Consider the following 19,236-nt stretch of genomic DNA (forward strand, 5'->3'; position numbering starts at 1 on the left):
ACATGGAATTAACACCGAGAGAAAAAGACAAACTGTTGATTTTTTGCGCTGGAATGTTGGCGCAACAACGTAAAGACAAAGGCTTAAAGCTTAACTATCCCGAATCTATCGCCTTGATCAGCAGCGCTATTTTAGAAGGTGCTCGAGAGGGAAAAACAGTGGCGCAATTGATGGATTATGGTCGCACCATATTAAGCAATGACCAAGTAATGGAAGGTGTGGCCTCTATGATCCCTGATGTGCAGGTGGAAGCGACCTTTCCTGACGGTACTAAGTTAGTCACCGTTCATGATCCCATTGTCTAAATCAGACTTGTAATAAGCCAAGGCATCACCCCCATCATACTCAGGGACGAGTTCTGCAACACAATTTTAGGGACGGAAAAATGGCAGTAGCAAAAGCAAAAACAGGCACATTAATCCCCGGTGAAATAGAGGCAGGCCAAGGAAGTATTGAATTAAATGTCGGCCGTGAAACGCTGTCTATCAAAGTGGAAAACATCGGCGACAGACCGATTCAAATTGGCTCGCATTATCACTTTTATGAAGCGAATAACGCCTTAATTTTTCCCCGAGAATCCACAAAAGGTTTCCGTTTAAACATTCCTGCAGGCACAGCCACTCGCTTTGAACCCGGACAATCTCGAACGGTAGAATTGGTGAAATACGCCGGCAAGCTTGAGGTGTATGGGTTTCAAGGAAAAGTGATGGGCAGTCTTGAGTAAAAAAGTGCTGAGTAACAAAGTGCCGAGTACAAAGTGTTGAGCAACAACCGCATCCGTCACCTTAGCAGCGCGTAATCTTGCTAATAAAAACAGGCAGTTAATAGAGAAAGGTAGAGTAGGTCATGGCAAAGATATCCAAACAAGCGTACGCCGAAATGTTTGGTCCAACAATTGGGGATCGAATGCGTCTTGCTGATACCGAATTGTGGCTAGAAGTAGAAAAAGATTTCACCATTTACGGTGATGAAGTCAAGTTTGGTGGTGGCAAGGTCATCCGTGATGGCATGGGACAAAGCCAAAGATCGAGCGCCGAAACTCCCGATTTAGTGATCACCAACGCAGTGGTGCTCGATTATTGGGGAGTGGTAAAGGCCGATGTCGCCATCAAAGACGGACGAATTTACGCTTTAGGCAAAGCGGGCAATCCAGATGTTCAGCCTGAGGTTGATATTGTGATTGGTCCGGGCACTGAGATTTTAGCGGGGGAAGGCTCAATTTTGACCGCTGGTGGCATCGACTCTCACATTCACTTTATCTGCCCGCAACAAATCGAAGAAGCCCTCGCCTCTGGCGTCACCACTATGATTGGTGGTGGCACAGGTCCCAATACTGGCACAAACGCAACCACTTGTACGCCGGGCCCTTGGAATATGCACCGTATGCTAGAAGCATTGGATGAATACCCGATGAACTTTGGTCTGCTGGGTAAGGGTAATGCGAGCCAGCCACAGGCATTGCGAGAGCAAGTAGAGGCAGGCGCTGTGGGGCTAAAATTGCATGAAGATTGGGGAACCACTCCGGCTTCTATTGATACTTGCTTGAGCGTTGCCGATGAAATGGACGTGCAAGTTGCCATTCATACCGATACTTTAAATGAATCAGGGTTTGTCGAATCCACTTTGGGTGCGATAGGCGATCGCGTTATTCATACCTATCATACCGAAGGGGCCGGTGGCGGTCATGCGCCCGATATTATTCGCGCCGCAGGTGAGCCAAACGTACTGCCATCTTCCACTAACCCAACCCGACCTTACACGGTCAATACGGTTGATGAACATCTCGATATGTTGATGGTATGCCACCATTTATCGCCCTCTATAGCCGAAGATGTGGCGTTTGCAGAGTCGCGTATTCGCCGTGAAACTATCGCTGCCGAAGACATTTTGCATGACTTAGGTGCCTTTTCTATGATTGCTTCCGACTCCCAAGCGATGGGGCGTGTCGGCGAAGTCATTACTCGCACATGGCAGACAGCACATAAGATGAAGGTACAGCGTGGCAGTTTGCAACAAGACTCTGACTACAGCGATAACTTTCGTCTAAAACGTTACATTGCCAAATACACCATCAATCCTGCGATTACTCACGGTATGTCTCACGAAATCGGTTCGATTGAAAAAGGCAAATTGGCAGATCTCGTGCTTTGGAAACCGGCCTTTTTTGGGGTGAAACCAAGTGTGATTATAAAAGGCGGCATGATTGCAATGGCGCCAATGGGCGACCCGAATGCCTCCATCCCAACGCCACAACCCGTTCATTACCGCGCTATGTTTGGCGCTTCTGGTAAGGCGAGTCAAAGCACCTCAATGTTGTTTGTGTCCAAAGCGGCCAAAGAGAACAAGATAGCTGAGCAACTTGGCTTAAATAGCTTAATTGGTGTGGTCAAAGATTGTCGCAACATCAGCAAAGCCGATATGAAGCTCAATGATTGGATGCCAAAGATTGAAGTGGATTCACAGACCTATCAGGTGCGAGCAGACGGTGAGCTATTACAGTGTGAGCCCGCCGAAGTATTGCCGATGGCGCAACGTTATTTCTTGTTTTAAGCATGCAGTAAGGACAAATCATGATTGAACTGACCAAAATCAATTCGCAAACCGTCAGCAACCCCAATGGCTATCTTAGCTTACCGATAGATAGTCGTATCAAAAGCCGCTTAAAAGTCAGCCTAGAAGATGGTCGAGACGCTGGGCTGTTTTTACCTCGAGGTCATATCTTGCGTGGTGGCGAACAGTTACTCAGTGAGTGCGGCATGGTAGTGGAAGTGAAAGCCGCGCCAGAGACCGTTTCAACGGTGCATTGCTCCGATACATTATTGCTAATGCGAGTGGCGTATCACTTAGGTAATCGTCACGTTCCTTTGCAAGTGACTGCTGATTGGGTTCGCTATCAACACGACCATGTATTGGACGAAATGGTACAAGGGCTTGGCGCAACAGTGACAGTCGAATCTGCGCCATTAGAGCCAGAAAGTGGCGCGTATGGCGGTCGCTCAGGCGGCGGTCATCACCACTAATCATTTATTTATCAGTTAATTATCGGTTTAAAAGTAAGGATCACTTAATGAACACATTATTAAACATTCGCGCGGCGGCAAACAAGTCTGCGAAATCAATAACCGCCGCATTAGTCATGACGCTGCTTACCCCAATTAGCGCTTTTGCTCACCCAGGACATGCCGATCACTCTTTTTTTTCGGGCCTTACGCACCCGCTGACCGGCGTTGACCACTTGATTATGCTATTGGCGTTTGGCTTGTTAGTGGGCACGTTAAGTTTCAAAAAAGGCAAGACATTAGCACTGCTGGTGGCAGGTGTTGCGTCGTTAGTAGTGGGGTTATTAGCAGGTAAAGCTATAGGTTATGCCGCGTTTATTGAACCTATGATCATCGCATCACTGTTTGTGATGAGTGTCTGTTTGTGGCATGTGGTGACGCCGTCGGTGACCAAAGTCAACGCTGCGCTGAGCTTAGCTATTGGACTGCTGTTTTTCCACGGATACGCACATGGCGTGGAAGCGGCCGCCAATCTTTCTCAATTTGCACTAGGAATGACCATGATGGCATGCATGCTATTAGGTGCAGGTTGTATGGCGGGTCGTTGGATTGGTTCAAAGTGGCTTTCTATCGGTGTGGCCTCGGCTAGCGTGCTGTTTATGGTGACCGCTTAGTGTTGTCTGGTGATCCATCAATGAATGCAGGGGGGAAGCATGGCGTTAGATAAAAACCTGGCTTGCTATCGCTTGTTTCAGTTGTTTAGCCCCTCATTGCCGATAGGCGGTTTTACATACTCCCAAGGGCTGGAATATGCAGTAGAAGCAGGCTGGGTGAGAAACAGGCAAGAATTTGAAAGTTGGCTGATGAATGTGGTGATGTCGAGCATTGCTATTTTGGAGTTGCCGATACTAGAAAAATTCTATTACGCCACTAGCTGCGCGGTGACGGATGAGGCTATTGCATCTATCGATCACTGGAGTGAACTGCTGTATGCCAGTCGTGAATCTAAAGAGTTACGAGCTGAAGAAGTGCAGCGAGGTAAAGCGTTAAATACCTTATTAAGGCAACTCAATATGGATATGACAGTGGTGGATAAAATGACCCAATCACCCAATCAACTGATAGGTATGTGTATTGCCGCTCACCACTGGCAGATCAATTTAGAACAATTAACCGAAGGCTATTTATGGAGCTGGCTGGAAAACATGGTCACGGCGGGAGTTAAATTAGTCCCTCTTGGACAAACTGATGGTCAGCGAGTGTTGTTGTCGGTCACTGAGTGTTTTCCTGACGCCATCGCACGCGCCAAGCGCACAGAAGAGTGGATGATATCGAGTTTTACCCCTTCGCTTGCGCTGGCAAGTAGCTTACATGAAACCCAATACACGCGGTTATTCCGCTCATAATGAATAGGAAATAAGACAATGGAAAGTTACAAACAACCTCTTAGAGTGGGTATTGGGGGCCCGGTGGGTTCGGGCAAAACCGCACTGTTGGAAGTCTTGTGTAAGGCGATCCGAGATAGATTAAATATCGCTGTGGTCACTAACGATATCTACACTCAAGAAGATGCAAAAATTCTGACTCGAGCAGAAGCGCTAGCGCCAGATCGCATCATTGGCGTCGAAACCGGAGGCTGTCCGCACACCGCCATTCGTGAAGATGCATCCATGAATTTAGCCGCCGTGGAAGAGCTAGCAAAGCTGCACAAAAACCTTGATGTGGTGTTTGTGGAAAGCGGTGGCGACAACCTCAGTGCCACCTTTAGCCCTGAACTGGCGGATTTAACGATTTACGTGATTGATGTCGCCGAGGGTGAAAAAATCCCTCGAAAAGGCGGCCCCGGAATTACCCGTTCAGATCTATTAGTCATCAACAAAATCGACTTAGCCCCATATGTAGGCGCGTCCCTAGAAGTAATGGAACAAGACACCCAACGCATGCGCCCTACTAAGCCGTATGTATTCACCAATTTAAAAGAGAGTGTCGGCCTAAATACCATCATAGATTTTATTATCACCGAAGGCATGCTGACGCCTAAAAGCTGATGATAATTGTCGATGGATTTCGATTTTTCTGTTTAGGAATCCATCGACCTTTTTTAGATTTATATCCGCGAGGCTAGTGTTTGTTGAAGTTAGAAAGATGGATAAATCAGTTGTATCCGTGACTCTATATTGTTTTTACGGTATTTCTTACAACTAGTTTTGGCTCCAACTGCACTACTTTATAAGGTTCATCACTCTTGTTTATTTTTTGCAAAACAGCTTCCACTGCGGCCTTACCTAACCTGAATTTAGGTTGGTGGATAGTGGTGAGCGACGGGGTGATGAATTTAGCAAGATGGACATCATCATACCCAATGATGGATAAGTCATTAGGGACCGAAATGCCATGTTCATGAGCGGCATTAATCGCACCCATTGCCATCATATCGTTACAGACAAAAAGTGCGCTAGGTTGTTCGGGTTTTTGAATGATTTTTTGTAAAGCATCATAGCCGCCATTACATTCGAAGTTGCCTTCTTCAACCCAGTCTGGATTTAATGAAATACCGGCTTCCGAAAGTGCTTTTTTAAATCCAGTAAAACGCATTTGAGCTTGATATCGTGATGTTGGTCCCGTGATGCAACCAATTTTATGATGGCCATGAGCAATAAGATGTTGCCCTGCTAGGTAGCCACCATGGAGAGAGTTGTCTTGGATTTTATCACTCTCAAAGTTTATTTCTCCCCAATCCATAACCACAACAGGAATATTAGGAGAGCGGTCGAAAGATTCAAATTTCTCACCGTCTAAAAAAGAACACATTAAGATTAATCCATCGACGCGCTTCTGCATTAAAGTATCGATAGAATCACGCATTCGAGTGTGATTACCCTCAGTATTACACAGTATTAAGTTGTATCCTTTTTCGTAGCAATGCCTTTCTACTCCTTTCACAACTTCGCCAAAGAAAGGGTTGGTGGAGTTAGTGACTAACATGCCAATCGTATTTGTACGATTCATTTTTAGGCTTCTTGCCAAAGCCGAAGGAAAGTAATTTAGCTCTTTTGCGGCTTTATTGACTCGCTCTGAAATTTCTTCACTAACGTAGCGTCTTTTATTGATTACATGACTGACTGTAGAGGTTGATACCCCGGCTAACTTAGCAATATCTTTCATCGAAGCCATGGAATGTCCTTAAATTATTGTCGTAGAAATACGTCTACTTCTTGTCGGTGTGGGATTGAAGTTTGCGCCCCAAATCGAGTCACAGAAATCGCCGCGGCTGCATGGGCAAAAACGATGGCATCATGCAAAGATTTGTTTTCAATTAATCCGGTAACTAATGCCCCATTGAAGGTGTCGCCTGCAGCGGTTGTGTCTGTCGCGTCCACTTGAAATCCTTCAATCAGTTGGCCGTCATTATTTTGACTTAACCAAACCCCTTTTGCACCTAAAGTTATCATGACGATGGCAATGCCTTTGTCATGCAATCGTTGTGCCGCTAATTGCGCCGTTTTTTGATCGGTTACGGCAATACCAGTTAAGACTTCTGCTTCTGTTTCGTTAGGCGTAATGATATCGACAAGTTGCAGAAGCTCATCTGCAAGAGGACAAGCAGGAGCGGGGTTTAGAACGACTTTAGTATTGTGTTTGTTGGCGTGCAATGCGGCTTTTTTGACCCCGCAAATAGGAGTTTCTAATTGCATCAATAAGTAGTCTGCATTAGCAATGCTGGGTAAATCTTGTGCAATGGACTCAGCAGTTAAAGTGGCATTGGCTTCTGCTGAAATACAAATACTGTTCTCACCATTGGCAGACACTTGAATCATCGCAATACCGGTGGGAGAGTGTGGAATCACTTTAATTCCAGAGACATCGATACCATCGTTCGCAAATGAGTCGATGATATTTAATCCAAAGGCATCGTCACCGACACTGGCGATAAACGATACGTTTGACTGCAATCTTGCGGCAGCAACGGCTTGATTGGCTCCTTTACCACCAGGAATCACTTGATAGTTTGTTCCGTGAAGAGTTTCTCCTGGGCGGGGGAATGATGGAACCTGCAAAACATGGTCAGCGTTAACGCTACCTAAAACGACTAATTTGCTCATTGGTGGTCCTCATAATAAAAAACAGATATGTATAAGCTCTTATACAAAAAACGCATACCTATCTGTCCAGCTCTAAGGTGATTTAGAGCTGGAACGGATAAAGTTACTTAGTGATCACTTTTAAAGGAACAGGGATGTTTTTCTCAACGGTTTGGCCTTTTAAGACTTTGTCCGCTGTTTCTACACCTAGAGATCCAATCATATCGGGCTGTTGGGCAATAGTGGCAGAAAGAAGGCCTCTATTGACGGCAGCAATACCGTCATCAGTACCATCAAAGCCAACGATGGTGATGTCTTTTCCTGAAGCTTGAATAGCACGAAGTGCCCCTAGTGCCATTTCATCATTTTGGGCAAATACCGCTTGCACATCAGAGTTTGCAGCCAAAAGGTTTTCCATAACATTTAGACCTTTAGTTCGGTCAAAATCCGCGGGTTGGCTAGCCAGTAGATCCATGTTTCCGCTTTTCACTGCTTTCATGAAACCTTCGCCACGTTCGCGCGCAGCCGATGTGCCTGCAATACCTTCAAGTTGGATGACTTTTGCTTTTTCGCCAACACGTTCCATGATGAATTTACCTGCCATTTCACCACCGGCCACGTTATCTGAAGCAATGTGACTGACTACGTCGCCACGGCTTGCTCCACGGTCTAGAGTCAGTACAGGGATATTGGCGCGGTTTGCCATGCGAATGGCATTGGATACCGCATCAGAATCAGTAGGGTTGATTAAAATAGCTTTAACACCACGGACAGTCAGATCCTCAACGTTGGAAAGCTCTTTACTAGGATCGTTTTGTGAGTCTAAAACAATAAGGTTATAGCCAAGTTCTTTTGCTTTGGACTCAGCACCATCTTTCATGGTAACAAAAAATGGGTTATTTAATGTTGATACCACAATGGCAAGAGTGTCTTGAGCATGCGCAGAAACAGACATGGTTGAAGACAGTAGTGCTGCAGAGATCAGGGTTGTGAGTTTTTTCATTGTTCTTTCCTTGTGTAGGGAGAGGTTTACTTCACTGTTCTAAACTAAGAACGGTGGGCTCTCAGGTGTTATTTATTTTTATTGTCTACCATTACTGCCAGAAGAATTACGGTTGCTTTTGCAATCATCTGGAAATAAGAAGATACGTCGAGAAGGTTAAGGGCATTGTTTAAAAAGCCGATGATCAGCGCACCAATTAAGGTACCCATAATTCGACCTTTACCGCCCATTAGGCTTGTACCACCTAATACCACGGCGGCAATAGCATCAAGCTCGTAGCCCATACCAGCTGTAGGTTGCGCTGATGAAAGGCGAGAGGTCACAATGATTCCAGCAAGTGCTGCCAGCAAACCACAAATGGCATAGACACCAATTTTTACGCGATCGACATTGATGCCAGACAGTTGGGCAGCGGATTCATTACCGCCAAGTGCATAGACATAGCGACCAAAGCGGGTGTGGTTAAGCAGGTACCATACTGATGCAAAAACAATGACCATCATCCAAACGGGAATAGGAATACCGAGAGCATAACCAGTACCAAACCAAGAGAACGCATCAGCAGTGTCAGTAAAGCCTGTTGAGATTGGGCGACCATCGGTATAAACCATAGTGACGCCACGTAATAATGTCATAGTAACTAAGGTGGCGATAAAGGCTTGAACTTTACCTTTGGCAATAATGATGCCACTGATTCCTCCTAATGCAGCACCAGCAAGTAATGCGGTAGGCACGGCAAATGCTACTGGCACTTCCATAGCGACTAAGCTTGCGGCAAATGCACCACAGAGTGCGAGTACAGATCCCACACTTAAATCGATACCTGCGGTTAGGATAACCAACGTCATACCAACGGCGATGATGGCATTGACACTGGTTTGGCGCAGAATATTTAGGATGTTATCTACGGTAAAAAAGTTTGGGTTTAAAATAGAAACCACAATAATTAAAAAGATAAGAGCAATTAACGATTTTTGCTCGATCAGCCACTCTTTACTTAATAACTTGTTGTCATTTGTTGCTGTTGTTTTATTCATAGCATTGCTACTCATGCTGCTACCTCTTTCATTTTTTTGCCCACGGCGCATGCCATTAATTTTTCTTGATCCGCATCTAGTGCATCAAATTCACCACTAATTCGCCCTTCGTGCATAACCAAAATTCTGTCACTCATGCCTAATACTTCAGGCATTTCTGACGAGACCAAAATAATGCTCATACCTTCTGCTTTGAACGTATTAATCAGTTGGTAGATTTCTTTTTTGGCACCGACGTCAACACCACGTGTAGGCTCATCAAGAATCAGCACAGTGGGCTTGGTCATTAATCCTTTGGCAATCGCCACTTTTTGTTGATTACCACCGGATAAATTGCCAATGATTTGCTCTCTACTTGGGGTCTTGATATTAAATAGGCGGATAAAGTCATCGACGGCGATCACTTCGTCTTTATGTTGGATCTTGCCCTTTTTAGTCAATTTATCTAAAGCGCACAGTGACATGTTTTCTTTTACAGAAAGCCCTAATACTAAGCCGTCACCTTTGCGGTCTTCTGAAATATAAGCGATGCCATTGGCGAGAGCATCTTGAGGGCTGACTGGATTAACTGTGCGATTATTTAAATTAATGACACCGCGCTCACTGGGGAGAGCACCAAAGATGACTTTCATCAATTCAGTTCGCCCTGCGCCCATAAGCCCTGATACACCTAAGATTTCTCCTCGTTTTAGGTGAAAGCTCACATCGTGGATTCCCGATCCTGTTAAGCCTTTAACTTCTAAACACGTTTCACCGTGTTGTACTTTTATTCGAGGATATTGCTCATCTAATTTACGGCCAACCATCATTTCGATTAAGCCATCTTCATTCGTGTCTGCAACGGAGCATTCAGCAATGAATTTGCCGTCACGAAGTACGGTAATGTCATCACAGATTTGGAAGACTTCTTTTAGGCGGTGCGATATGTAGACGATGCCACAACCTTGCTCTCGCAACTCTCGAATCACGGCGAACAAGGATTCAGTTTCAGTATCTGTCAAGGCATCTGTAGGCTCATCCATAATGATGACTTTGGACTCAAATGAGAGTGCTTTCGCTATTTCAACCATTTGCTGTTCGCCTAAGCTAAGCTCGCCAAGAAGCTTTTTAGAGCTATGTTGAACATTGAGTCGACGCAAAAGAAGATCGGATTCGTGATACATCTTTGACCACTGAATACGTCCAAGCTTTGAGGTAAATTCTCGGCCTAAAAAGATATTCTCGGCTATAGACAGCTCAGGAATTAAGTTTAATTCTTGATGAATGATGCTTATCCCTGCTTCTTGAGAATCTTTAGGGCCTTTAAACGCTACCGTTGAGCCTTCATAGGTTATTGAACCTGAATCTTTATTGTGGATGCCTGTTAGAACCTTCATCAAGGTTGATTTACCCGCGCCGTTTTCTCCAATTAGAGCCATCACTTGACCGGGATAAACGTTTAGGCTTGCCTTATCCAATGCCTTCACACCTGGGAAGGACTTCTCTATGTTGGCTAGTTGTAGAGTAGCTTGTCGCATAACACCACCTTTCTAAAGCATTGATATGAATTAAAAAACGACGCCAGCTTGAAAGATAACGTTAGCGTAAGGAGTACATTCTCCGGTTCTGACAACAGCACGGCTCTGGTGAGTTTTGTCTTTGAATTGTTCATGGGAGACATAGGTAATCGTTATAGTTTTACCGGTACGTTTTTCGTCGTTTGCTAGTTCTTCTAACAGGGCTTGGTGTAAATCAGGGCTAATCGATTTGAATTCATCCGCAAGTACAACCCCTTCGATTTGAGATTCAGATAAGATCACTTTTATGGTGTCGATAAACGATGGCACACCATGGGTTAATGCAAGATCAATACGTTGAGTCGCATCGGGAATGGGCAATCCCGCATCGCAGATGGTGATTTCATCTGTGTGGCCTAAAGTGGCGACTAAAAATGAGATTTCGGAGTTGATAAGGAGACTTTTTTTCATTGGTTATGCCCTTTTCCTAAAACAATAAGTTGTATTTGCACTTCATCGATACGTTTCGATAGAGTGTAATGGTTTAGAAATAGTTAGCTATAAAAGAGGTTATGATCTGTGAATAGTGTCATGTAATTATTAAATAACAGAACTTGGTTTCTAGGAGAGACAGAGGTGGTAATGGTGTATAAAAAGTGAAAACTTGATGATTTTATAGCGTTTCTAAAGGCAAAGTCTGACTGCTAATGGTGAACCAGCGCACATTAATATATGATTCGTTGTCTTCTTTTTTAACGGTACCTAAACACTATGCCGGCGTCTTCTTTCTCATCAATCCCTGTTGGGGTTCGCTTCATGCTTTTATCTGCGGTGGGTTTTGCGTTTATGTCTGCCTGCGTGAAATACATCAGCAATTACGGTATTCCGGTATTTGAAATTGTGGCGGCAAGGGCGTTGGTGTCTTTGATTATTAGCTATGCCGATGTAAAGCGTAAAGGCATTTCGGCATGGGGTAATAATAAACCGCTGCTATTGTTGCGTGGTGTGGTGGGTACATCTGCCTTGATGTGTGTCTACTATGCGGTCACGACTTTGCCGTTGGCGGAAGCAACGATTTTACAATATGTGCATCCTGTTTCGACCGCGTTGCTTGGGGTTTTATTCCTTAAAGAGCGCATTCAAAAATCAACCATGATCTGTATCGGATTTTGTTTAGTAGGTTTATTGGTGATGGTGCAACCGAGTTTGGCAGAGGGCACGAGTGAGGTGCCTTTGTTCAGTATTGGTATTGCGCTGTGCGGAGCATTTGGCAGCTCTATTGCCTACATAATTGTCAGGAAGCTAAGCCAAACCGAGGATAGCTCGGTGATTATTATGTATTTCCCGCTGGTGGCACTGCCAGTATCTATCGTATTGATTTGGAATCATTTTGTTTGGCCAAGCCTGTTTATGACTATCCTGTTGATTTTAGTGGGGATATTTACGCAAATCGGACAATACGGCTTAACCAAAGCGATGCAAACTCAAGAAGCGGGTAAAGCGTCGGCTTATTCGTATGTACAAATCGTGTTTTCTGCGCTGTTAGGGGTATGGATATTTAATGAAATACCATCAATTTGGACCTATTTAGGTGGCGGATTGATAGTGACTGGGGCATTGATTAATGTATTTGGTAAGCAGTTGCTAGGTCAACGCGCTCGCTAAGAGGGACGCTATTTTTACTCGCTACATCTATTAAAAAGGCATGCACGATAAAATCGGCATGCCTTTTGTTTTGATTAAGCTGTTGTTTCTGCTTGTCTAGTTAAGACTGACTTAGCTAACGCTAGCTTAGTTAATCAGACCAAATGCTCTTGGTAATGCCAAGCTGATTGACGGAATAAAGGTAATCAGCAATAGAGTCGCAATTAACACCGCGCAAAACGGCAATATAGCGCGAATTACCCCTTCAATCCTCGCACCGCTGACACTACAGCCGACAAACAATGCCGTCCCTACTGGCGGAGTGGCAATACCAATACATAGATTGAATATCATCATCATCGCGAAGTGGATTGGATGCATGCCCAGTTGCGTAGCAATCGGCATGAATATTGGGGTGAAAATTAATACCGCAGGGGTTAAATCCATGAACATGCCGACAATCAGCAGGATGATGTTCATCAAGATAAAGATAATGATTGGGTTGTCTGAAATAGACAACATCCACTCACTTATCATGCTTGGTAGGCCAGTAAATGCCATTGCCCAAGACATAATGGTTGATGCGCCAATTAAGAACAGCATGATGCCGGTAATCTCAGCGGTTTCAACACAAATGGTTTTGAGCTCTTTTAAGCCTAACGTTCGATAACACAGCGATAAACCAAACGAATACAGCACTGCGATACAGGCCCCTTCGGTTGCAGTAAACACTCCGCCAATGATGCCGCCAATGACCACCACCACTAATCCCATACTTGGGATGGCGCGCCAGGTAATAATCAGTTTTTCGCGTATGGTCAGCTCAACAGCTGCGCTTCGGTAGCCGCGTCTTTTGGCAATGATATAAGCCACCACCATACAGCTGAGCCCCATTAGAATTCCCGGCACGTAACCTGCGATAAATAGCGCAGCAATGGAAGTGCCGCCACTGACCACTGAGAATACGATCAAAGAGTTACTTGGTGGGATTAACAGTCCGGCTGGACAAGAGGCAACGTTTACCGCGGTTGAATACGATTTATCGTATCCCTCTTTTTCTAGCTCTGGCTCTAAGGTTTTGCCGACTGCGGCAGCGGCGGCAACGGCTGAGCCTGATACCGAACCAAACAGCATGTTGGCTAATACGTTGACATGCGAAAGTGCGCCGGGCAAACGACCCACTAAAATTTTGGCAAATTGCACCAGTCGCGCGGCAATGCCGCCACGATTCATTATGTTACCGGCCAAGATAAAGAAGGGGATGGCAAGTAAGCTAAAGCTATCTATACCTGTGACTATCTTTTGTCCTGCGGTCATAAAGGCCACGTTACTCGGAAGAATAGAGCACATGATCACCAAAGACGACATAGCAATCGCAATGGCGATGGGAACGCTAAACGCAATTAAAAATAGGAACAAGCACAACAGCCAGAAGCCAATTGAAATATCCATATTATTCACCTTCCTTAACAGATTGTGCTGGGGCAAACATCTCAAGGGTGCTTAATAGGATATAGGTCAGCATGATAACGCCTGATAGCGGCAAAATGAGATAAACGTACGCCATAGGGATTTGTAATGCCGGTGAAAATTGCATCATAGTGCGGCTCATCAATAACAAGCCACCTTTAACCATCGCAAGGCTAATGAAAGCCACTGAGATAAGGTTGATGACGATGTGAAAGTATTTACGGTGTTTGGCTCTAACAGAACCAATAAAGAGAGTAATAGCAAGGTGACCATTTTTACCAAACAAGTAACTGGCGCCGGCAAGTCCAAACCAAATCATGGTGTAGCGGGCCAGTTCATCGGTAAATGAGCTAGGGTCGTTGAGTACATAACGGCTAAATACTTGCCAAGTTACGGTGATGACTAAAGTGACAATTGCAATGCCGCAAAATGTCAAAATAGCCTTATCTAGAAAAGTCTTGAACTGACGTAAAACTGAGAACATCCTTCCTCCACGTCAACAGCGGTTGATTAAGCCCTCCGCGAAGGGAGGGCATTGATATTAAACGATTGATATTATTTAGTGGTGAGGTTACTTACATCGCTTCGATTGCGTCGATGTAGTATTTCAATGCAGGGTCTTTCTTTGCATCGTTGATCATAGGAAGGACTTTTTCACGGAACTTACTGGTATCAACCTCGATGAAAGTTACGCCAGATTCTTTAGCGATTTTCATGTTTTTGTCGTCGGTAGCAGCCCAAATCTTGATCTCTTCTTCCATAGACTCAAGCGCCGCTTCTTTTACCAGTTTTTGCTGTTCAGGGTTCAAGCTAGCCCACGTCGCTTCTGAAATCATGATCAAATCGGGTGTCATCATGTGTTGATCCATTGCGTAGAACTTAGCCACTTCTGAGTGCTTCATTTCAACTAGGCTAGAAATGTTGTTCTCTGCAGCATCGATAACCCCTTGTTGCAGTGCAGTGTATACCTCTGTGAAAGGTACTGGCGTAGCTTTAGCGCCAAGTAGACGTACCATTTCCATCATCGTTGGTGACTCAGGGACACGGATTTTAAGACCCGCAAGATCGTCTGGAGAGTTGATAGGTTTTGAGCTGTAGAAGCTTCGAGAACCAGAATCATACAAGGTGATGCCAATAAAGCCTTTGCCTTTACTTGATGCTAGCAGTTTCTCTGCTGCGTCACTGCGCATGAAAGTGTGCATGTGGTCTGAGTTGCGGAACAGATAAGGAATTGAAATCGCTTTATAAGTTGGTTCAAAAGACTCAGCAAGTGAGCCATTGATTTTTGCCATATCTAAGGCGCCGGTCACTACTTGCTCAGCTTGATCACGTTCCGAACCTAACATGCCATTAGGGAAGATCTTAACTGTGATGTCGCCATTGGATTTTTCTTTGACCTTGTCAGCAAAAATGACCATACCCGCATGCGCTGCACTGTTTAAGTTCATTGCATGACCAAGAGTCAGTGTTTTTGCCTGTGCACCAACGGTGAATAGAACTGATGAAGCAATAAGCGTTATTAGAGACTTTTTCATTCCTGATATCCTTTTTTGGGAATTTTATGCACCTATTAGGATTAACTAATGTGTGCGTCTGTTTGCACTGCAGAAGTAATCTTATATGACAAATAAACTCCATTTGTGGATCTGACTCTCGCAACGGTGAGATTGAGTGGTTTTTCTTCAATTTTTACGGTGATTGATCACGCTTTGAACGGGTGTGTAATGAAATGTGACAATTGATTTGTGGGTTACGGCAAAAAAATCGTTGGGTTTTTAAAAGACTAGAAATAAAAATGCAAAATGGAGTGAAGGCTGAGGAATGAAAAAAGAGGTTAGAATGTAAAATCTAACCCCATGAGTTTTTTAATCTTTAATTGCCTTTGTTCATGAAAATAGAAGCTTCATGCGGGCAAGTTTCGGTTTGAACTTCAAGCAGTGATAGCACTGAGCAGTAGAAGTTATCTTGTGAGAATGGTAAGTCTTTATTTTTCACCACATCCTTGTATTTAAAGGGTGAGGAGTCGTTTAACCAAGTGATAGCTGCAACGTGTTTTTGCACTTCTGGTGCAAATGCGTAAGGCATGCCATGCAGATAAATATCATCTTCCCCTAGTGATTCACCGTGGTCACTGATGTATAGCAAAGCGGTGCGATACTGTTTTGAATAAGTGTCTAACCAATCGATACTTTGGTCGATGAAGTAGTCAGTAAATAACATTGTATTATCATACGCGTTAATGATTTCTTCACTGGAACACTTATTTAACTGGTTGCCTTTACACACTGGGGTGTATTTCTCAAAGCGAGCAGGGTAGCGCTTGTAATACTCAGGGCCATGACTACCCATTGAATGTAACACTACTACTATGTCTTGATTTGGATGCTGGCTAACATAATCATCAAGCCCAACGAGCATGCCAGTATCACGACATTCTGGATCGCAGATGGTATTGGTGTCTGGTGACTTGAACGACTGATACTCAACACGTTCAGCAACGCCTTTAGAGCTGGAGTTATTGTCCCGCCAAAGCACTGCAACATTGTTATCTTTGAGGGTATCGAGCGCATTGAGCTTATTGTAAATAGACTTACTGCTAAATTGTGAACGGGTATCTGACGAGAACATACAAGGCACAGATACCGCAGTAGAGGTGCCACAACTGGTCATTTTAGAAAAACTTATCACACCTTTGCGTTTGCTAAGCAGCGGATTGGTTTCGCGAGGATAGCCGTTTAATGAAAAGTGATCGGCACGTCCTGTTTCACCCACAATAAGCACGATCAGTTCGTGGGTATCTTTTACCTTATGCACTATCTTGGCATCAGGTGCTACGTTTTGCATTTGATCGGCAGGTTTAAGTAAATCTTTATGATCGCCCTTAAAATATTTACCTGCCGAGTAAATAGGGAACAGAGGCGCTGAGTAGTAACGTACGCTTTTGTATTCACGGAAGAAAGAGGCGTAGTTTGCTGAATACGCAAGTAAGGTCAGCAGGATCATCACCACCGACAGCAAAATAGAAATTAGCTTAGCTCTGCTTTCAATAAAGAGAGAGCGGTAATTTAAAGAGACTTTATAAATAAGTAATGCTGGCACAACCGCAAAGATAACCATCACTATGACAAGTTGCGTGGAGAGCAAACCAAAGGCTTCGGCTGTGTCGGTTTGTATCATGTTTTGCAACATGGTTTTGTCGATGACAACGCCGTACGTCCAAGAGAAATAAGCGGCACTTGCGCCAATGAAAAAACCTAATATAAGCAGAGCTTTGGTAAAAAATCGCCCGCCTAATAGGGAAAAGAACAGAGCATGCACTGCAACTAACAGTACGCCTGCACTTACCACAAAGCCGGTATTACCGTCTGCAATTGGAAAAGCATCCATAAAATGTTTAAAGAAGCTTAAATTGAATAGAGCTGAGAACAATAAGGCGCAGCCCCATATCAGTCTATATTGCGGCGTAATCATCCGTGCCAGTACTTTCATTGTTCCCCCTGAAGGATGCGAGTTTTGTCGGCGCTATTGCTAAACGCTCAATTACTGTGGTTGGCATTATGCAATATGTTCACGAAATAACAATATTGGGTATAGCTAGCTAAAGCTGAAATTAAGTTTGTATAAATTAAATGGAACTTATTTAGCTTAGGTGGTTTATAGAAAACTGACTAGTGGGTAGGGGCTTGAAAGTAATGCAGATAACAGAGTTTTATACTTAGTTAAATATGATACCAAGTAGCGTGCTGGTCTACTTGGTATCGGACATTAATGGATGAAGCTAAAAGACATTATTGGCCTTCTAGTGGTACCACTAAGATATCAATTGGAGAGTTATGGATGAGGTGTTTGGAGTACGAGATGATAGTGCTCCAAAAATCATGATGGTGACCACAGATCAATAGGTCACAACCATAGTCCGCAATGGTGTTAGGAAGCTTGTCGCCAAGATCTCCGGTACCAATAAGGAAGTGCTTTAATGGTACATCAACATCACTGGTTAAGTGCTTTAACTGCTCCATAGCGACTCGTTTGATTGGTGGCTCTTGGTCATCGACACATATATCCACTAATTCGGTATAAATCTCGCCATGTGATCCATCAATATGGACAAATGAAACATCCGCCTCGAATGTTTTTGCCAGAGCGGAAGCCTTTTCTATCAGTAGTTTACTGTCTTCAGATAGCTCTAGTGCGACTAGAATATGTTTGTAGTTCATAACGTCACCCCCTTCGATTAATAACCCTTTAATCATAGTTATATTTGAAGAGAAAGTGTGCAGCTTAGCTCGCAAATCAGACAGTTAGCATAAAATGAAACAATTATTGCTGCGTTATTTTATGCTAACTCTTAGTCTTGATTGACTAGAGTTTCTTTATATTCATTGAAACCGGCAACGATGGCGTCGATGACTACCTGCTGGGCATTGGTCTTACGCGCCCTGTAGCGGTACACCAAAGAGATGTCGCGGCTTGGGAACTCATAGTCTGTCATCCACTCTACGAGTTCGCCACGTTTGATGGCGTTTTCGGCAATGTATTCCGAAATAAAGGCAAAGCCAAAATTGTTCTTTGCCATTTGCACTACCGATTCGGCGCCGGTGAGTGAGATTTTAGGGTACAGCTTTACCGTTTCCAGATTGTGGGTCTTAGTGTTGTAACCTGTGATGAGTTGATGTTGTAGATGCCCAATGTAATCAATGTCTTTTAACTGTGCTAATTTGGTCGGCGGCGTTTGGATAAAGTCAGGGGATGCGACCACTTTGACATTAATCGACATTAGCTTTTTAGCAATAAGGTTGCTGTCTGGAAGATCGCCAACCAGTACCCCAATATCGGCATCAGAATCTAACGTGGATGTGTCGGAAGCAGGGATAAACTTGAGTTTCAGTTTTGGGTACTTTCGAAGCAGTTCTTCCACTTTGTCTTTAATAAAATATTGATAAACAAAGTCAGTACAGTCGATAGATACTCGCCCTGAAATATCATTTTTATCGTTATTGATATTATCAATTTCTTCTGCCAGATTAAGAAAGTGAGGCGCGAGTCGTTGATAATATTGAGTGCCAGTGCTAGTTGGCGAAAGCGTTGTCTTCGAGCGAATGAAAAGGCGTGTATTCACATCTTCTTCTAAGGTCGAAATGCGTCTACTTACAGTTGATAGCGGGATTTCTAGCTCCTCACTTGCGGCTTTCATACTGCCTAATTTAACTACTTGGCAAAAGATATAAAAATTATCGAAGTGCTTAGCCATTTGATTCCTTGCATCCTCTTCTAACAGACTGTTTTTAAACATACATCACAGATACACAAGTTTCGAATGAAAATTGATGTATTAGTGCAAGCATGTGTGCTTTTGGTTAATTTTAATACAATCCCTGTTTAGGCATACATGTATATTGGAGGGTTTCGTTGAGGGCTCTTAAAGTGGCCGTTATAGAAACATAACGGGCGGTTAACTCAGTTAGTAAATCTTATGCAATAAAAAAGGCTCTAGATGCAATATCT

The 19,236-nt window shown here is 43.9% G+C and carries 20 protein-coding genes; 8 read left to right on the forward strand and 12 right to left on the reverse strand.

Annotated elements, in window-relative coordinates; translation table 11 throughout:
- Nucleotides 1–2 precede the first annotated feature (2 nt).
- From ureA to ureG, 7 genes are all read left to right on the forward strand, one after another.
- Nucleotides 3–305, forward strand: coding sequence for an urease subunit gamma (ureA, locus tag VHA01S_RS05095; protein ID WP_023403283.1), 303 nt, complete (start codon nucleotides 3–5; stop codon nucleotides 303–305).
- Nucleotides 306–385: 80 nt separating this feature from the next.
- A complete protein-coding gene (locus VHA01S_RS05100) occupies nucleotides 386–724 on the forward strand; it encodes an urease subunit beta (RefSeq protein ID WP_023403284.1) in 339 nt (112 codons plus the stop codon).
- 122 nt (nucleotides 725–846) lie between these two features.
- Nucleotides 847–2,550, forward strand: a complete 1,704-nt coding sequence (gene ureC, locus VHA01S_RS05105; RefSeq protein WP_023403285.1) for an urease subunit alpha — start codon at nucleotides 847–849, stop codon at nucleotides 2,548–2,550.
- 20 nt (nucleotides 2,551–2,570) lie between these two features.
- A complete protein-coding gene (gene ureE, locus VHA01S_RS05110; RefSeq protein ID WP_023403286.1) occupies nucleotides 2,571–3,020 on the forward strand; it encodes an urease accessory protein UreE in 450 nt (149 codons plus the stop codon).
- A 47-nt stretch (nucleotides 3,021–3,067) separates the two neighbouring features.
- Complete coding sequence (locus VHA01S_RS05115; RefSeq protein WP_023403287.1) at nucleotides 3,068–3,673, forward strand: HupE/UreJ family protein; 606 nt, start codon at nucleotides 3,068–3,070, stop codon at nucleotides 3,671–3,673.
- 39 nt (nucleotides 3,674–3,712) lie between these two features.
- Complete coding sequence (locus VHA01S_RS05120; protein WP_023403288.1) at nucleotides 3,713–4,405, forward strand: urease accessory protein UreF; 693 nt, start codon at nucleotides 3,713–3,715, stop codon at nucleotides 4,403–4,405.
- Nucleotides 4,406–4,423: 18 nt separating this feature from the next.
- On the forward strand, nucleotides 4,424–5,047 hold the full coding sequence (ureG, locus tag VHA01S_RS05125) for an urease accessory protein UreG (RefSeq protein ID WP_023403289.1): 624 nt from the start codon (nucleotides 4,424–4,426) through the stop codon (nucleotides 5,045–5,047).
- Nucleotides 5,048–5,171: 124 nt separating this feature from the next.
- Here ureG and VHA01S_RS05130 read toward each other — a convergent pair whose 3' ends face one another.
- The 6 genes from VHA01S_RS05130 to rbsD form a co-directional block, all read right to left on the reverse strand.
- Nucleotides 5,172–6,173 (reverse strand): substrate-binding domain-containing protein, encoded by a 1,002-nt coding sequence (locus tag VHA01S_RS05130; protein ID WP_023403290.1) that lies wholly within the window; start codon nucleotides 6,171–6,173, stop codon nucleotides 5,172–5,174.
- A gap of 14 nt (nucleotides 6,174–6,187) precedes the next feature.
- Nucleotides 6,188–7,102, reverse strand: coding sequence for a ribokinase (gene rbsK / locus VHA01S_RS05135; protein WP_023403291.1), 915 nt, complete (start codon nucleotides 7,100–7,102; stop codon nucleotides 6,188–6,190).
- 103 nt (nucleotides 7,103–7,205) lie between these two features.
- The gene (rbsB, locus tag VHA01S_RS05140; RefSeq protein WP_023403292.1) at nucleotides 7,206–8,084 is read right to left on the reverse strand and encodes a ribose ABC transporter substrate-binding protein RbsB; all 879 of its coding nucleotides are present in this window, start codon (nucleotides 8,082–8,084) and stop codon (nucleotides 7,206–7,208) included.
- A 68-nt stretch (nucleotides 8,085–8,152) separates the two neighbouring features.
- Nucleotides 8,153–9,136 carry a ribose ABC transporter permease gene (rbsC, locus tag VHA01S_RS05145; protein WP_023403293.1) on the reverse strand — a complete coding sequence of 328 codons (984 nt, stop codon included), beginning with the start codon at nucleotides 9,134–9,136 and terminating at the stop codon, nucleotides 8,153–8,155.
- Entirely contained in the window at nucleotides 9,133–10,638 is a 1,506-nt protein-coding gene (gene rbsA, locus VHA01S_RS05150) for a ribose ABC transporter ATP-binding protein RbsA (protein WP_023403294.1), read from the reverse strand. Before rbsA ends, rbsC begins: the two co-directional genes overlap by 4 nt.
- Before the next feature lie 30 nt (nucleotides 10,639–10,668).
- The gene (gene rbsD / locus VHA01S_RS05155) at nucleotides 10,669–11,088 is read right to left on the reverse strand and encodes a D-ribose pyranase (protein ID WP_023403295.1); all 420 of its coding nucleotides are present in this window, start codon (nucleotides 11,086–11,088) and stop codon (nucleotides 10,669–10,671) included.
- 300 nt (nucleotides 11,089–11,388) lie between these two features.
- Between rbsD and VHA01S_RS05160 the strand changes: the two genes are divergently transcribed.
- Nucleotides 11,389–12,282 carry a DMT family transporter gene (locus VHA01S_RS05160; protein ID WP_023403296.1) on the forward strand — a complete coding sequence of 298 codons (894 nt, stop codon included), beginning with the start codon at nucleotides 11,389–11,391 and terminating at the stop codon, nucleotides 12,280–12,282.
- A gap of 126 nt (nucleotides 12,283–12,408) precedes the next feature.
- Here the strand turns inward: VHA01S_RS05160 and VHA01S_RS05165 are convergent, their stop codons facing one another.
- The 6 genes from VHA01S_RS05165 to VHA01S_RS05190 form a co-directional block, all read right to left on the reverse strand.
- The gene (locus tag VHA01S_RS05165; RefSeq protein WP_023403297.1) at nucleotides 12,409–13,713 is read right to left on the reverse strand and encodes a TRAP transporter large permease; all 1,305 of its coding nucleotides are present in this window, start codon (nucleotides 13,711–13,713) and stop codon (nucleotides 12,409–12,411) included.
- A gap of 1 nt (nucleotide 13,714) precedes the next feature.
- Entirely contained in the window at nucleotides 13,715–14,215 is a 501-nt protein-coding gene (locus VHA01S_RS05170) for a TRAP transporter small permease (RefSeq protein ID WP_023403298.1), read from the reverse strand.
- Between the two features lie 91 nt (nucleotides 14,216–14,306).
- Nucleotides 14,307–15,266: a TRAP transporter substrate-binding protein gene (locus VHA01S_RS05175; RefSeq protein ID WP_023403299.1), complete on the reverse strand. Its 960-nt coding sequence runs from the start codon at nucleotides 15,264–15,266 to the stop codon at nucleotides 14,307–14,309.
- A 337-nt stretch (nucleotides 15,267–15,603) separates the two neighbouring features.
- On the reverse strand, nucleotides 15,604–17,220 hold the full coding sequence (locus VHA01S_RS05180; RefSeq protein WP_023403300.1) for a phosphoethanolamine transferase: 1,617 nt from the start codon (nucleotides 17,218–17,220) through the stop codon (nucleotides 15,604–15,606).
- 299 nt (nucleotides 17,221–17,519) lie between these two features.
- Nucleotides 17,520–17,948 (reverse strand): universal stress protein, encoded by a 429-nt coding sequence (locus tag VHA01S_RS05185; RefSeq protein WP_023403301.1) that lies wholly within the window; start codon nucleotides 17,946–17,948, stop codon nucleotides 17,520–17,522.
- A 131-nt stretch (nucleotides 17,949–18,079) separates the two neighbouring features.
- On the reverse strand, nucleotides 18,080–18,982 hold the full coding sequence (locus VHA01S_RS05190; RefSeq protein WP_023403302.1) for a LysR family transcriptional regulator: 903 nt from the start codon (nucleotides 18,980–18,982) through the stop codon (nucleotides 18,080–18,082).
- Nucleotides 18,983–19,236 lie beyond the last annotated feature (254 nt).

The organism is Vibrio halioticoli NBRC 102217 (assembly GCF_000496695.1).
Taxonomy (GTDB): Bacteria; Pseudomonadota; Gammaproteobacteria; order Enterobacterales; family Vibrionaceae; genus Vibrio; species Vibrio halioticoli.

Excerpts from the sequence above, each read along its gene's own strand:
- ureA (WP_023403283.1), top strand. The coding sequence starts at position 3 with ATGGAATTAACACCGAGAGAAAAAGACAAACTGTTGATTTTTTGCGCT.
- VHA01S_RS05100 (WP_023403284.1), top strand. The coding sequence starts at position 386 with ATGGCAGTAGCAAAAGCAAAAACAGGCACATTAATCCCCGGTGAAATA.
- ureC (WP_023403285.1), top strand. The coding sequence starts at position 847 with ATGGCAAAGATATCCAAACAAGCGTACGCCGAAATGTTTGGTCCAACA.
- ureE (WP_023403286.1), top strand. The coding sequence starts at position 2,571 with ATGATTGAACTGACCAAAATCAATTCGCAAACCGTCAGCAACCCCAAT.
- VHA01S_RS05115 (WP_023403287.1), top strand. The coding sequence starts at position 3,068 with ATGAACACATTATTAAACATTCGCGCGGCGGCAAACAAGTCTGCGAAA.
- VHA01S_RS05120 (WP_023403288.1), top strand. The coding sequence starts at position 3,713 with ATGGCGTTAGATAAAAACCTGGCTTGCTATCGCTTGTTTCAGTTGTTT.
- ureG (WP_023403289.1), top strand. The coding sequence starts at position 4,424 with ATGGAAAGTTACAAACAACCTCTTAGAGTGGGTATTGGGGGCCCGGTG.
- VHA01S_RS05130 (WP_023403290.1), bottom strand. The coding sequence starts at position 6,173 with ATGGCTTCGATGAAAGATATTGCTAAGTTAGCCGGGGTATCAACCTCT.
- rbsK (WP_023403291.1), bottom strand. The coding sequence starts at position 7,102 with ATGAGCAAATTAGTCGTTTTAGGTAGCGTTAACGCTGACCATGTTTTG.
- rbsB (WP_023403292.1), bottom strand. The coding sequence starts at position 8,084 with ATGAAAAAACTCACAACCCTGATCTCTGCAGCACTACTGTCTTCAACC.
- rbsC (WP_023403293.1), bottom strand. The coding sequence starts at position 9,136 with ATGAGTAGCAATGCTATGAATAAAACAACAGCAACAAATGACAACAAG.
- rbsA (WP_023403294.1), bottom strand. The coding sequence starts at position 10,638 with ATGCGACAAGCTACTCTACAACTAGCCAACATAGAGAAGTCCTTCCCA.
- rbsD (WP_023403295.1), bottom strand. The coding sequence starts at position 11,088 with ATGAAAAAAAGTCTCCTTATCAACTCCGAAATCTCATTTTTAGTCGCC.
- VHA01S_RS05160 (WP_023403296.1), top strand. The coding sequence starts at position 11,389 with ATGCCGGCGTCTTCTTTCTCATCAATCCCTGTTGGGGTTCGCTTCATG.
- VHA01S_RS05165 (WP_023403297.1), bottom strand. The coding sequence starts at position 13,713 with ATGGATATTTCAATTGGCTTCTGGCTGTTGTGCTTGTTCCTATTTTTA.
- VHA01S_RS05170 (WP_023403298.1), bottom strand. The coding sequence starts at position 14,215 with ATGTTCTCAGTTTTACGTCAGTTCAAGACTTTTCTAGATAAGGCTATT.
- VHA01S_RS05175 (WP_023403299.1), bottom strand. The coding sequence starts at position 15,266 with ATGAAAAAGTCTCTAATAACGCTTATTGCTTCATCAGTTCTATTCACC.
- VHA01S_RS05180 (WP_023403300.1), bottom strand. The coding sequence starts at position 17,220 with ATGAAAGTACTGGCACGGATGATTACGCCGCAATATAGACTGATATGG.
- VHA01S_RS05185 (WP_023403301.1), bottom strand. The coding sequence starts at position 17,948 with ATGAACTACAAACATATTCTAGTCGCACTAGAGCTATCTGAAGACAGT.
- VHA01S_RS05190 (WP_023403302.1), bottom strand. The coding sequence starts at position 18,982 with ATGGCTAAGCACTTCGATAATTTTTATATCTTTTGCCAAGTAGTTAAA.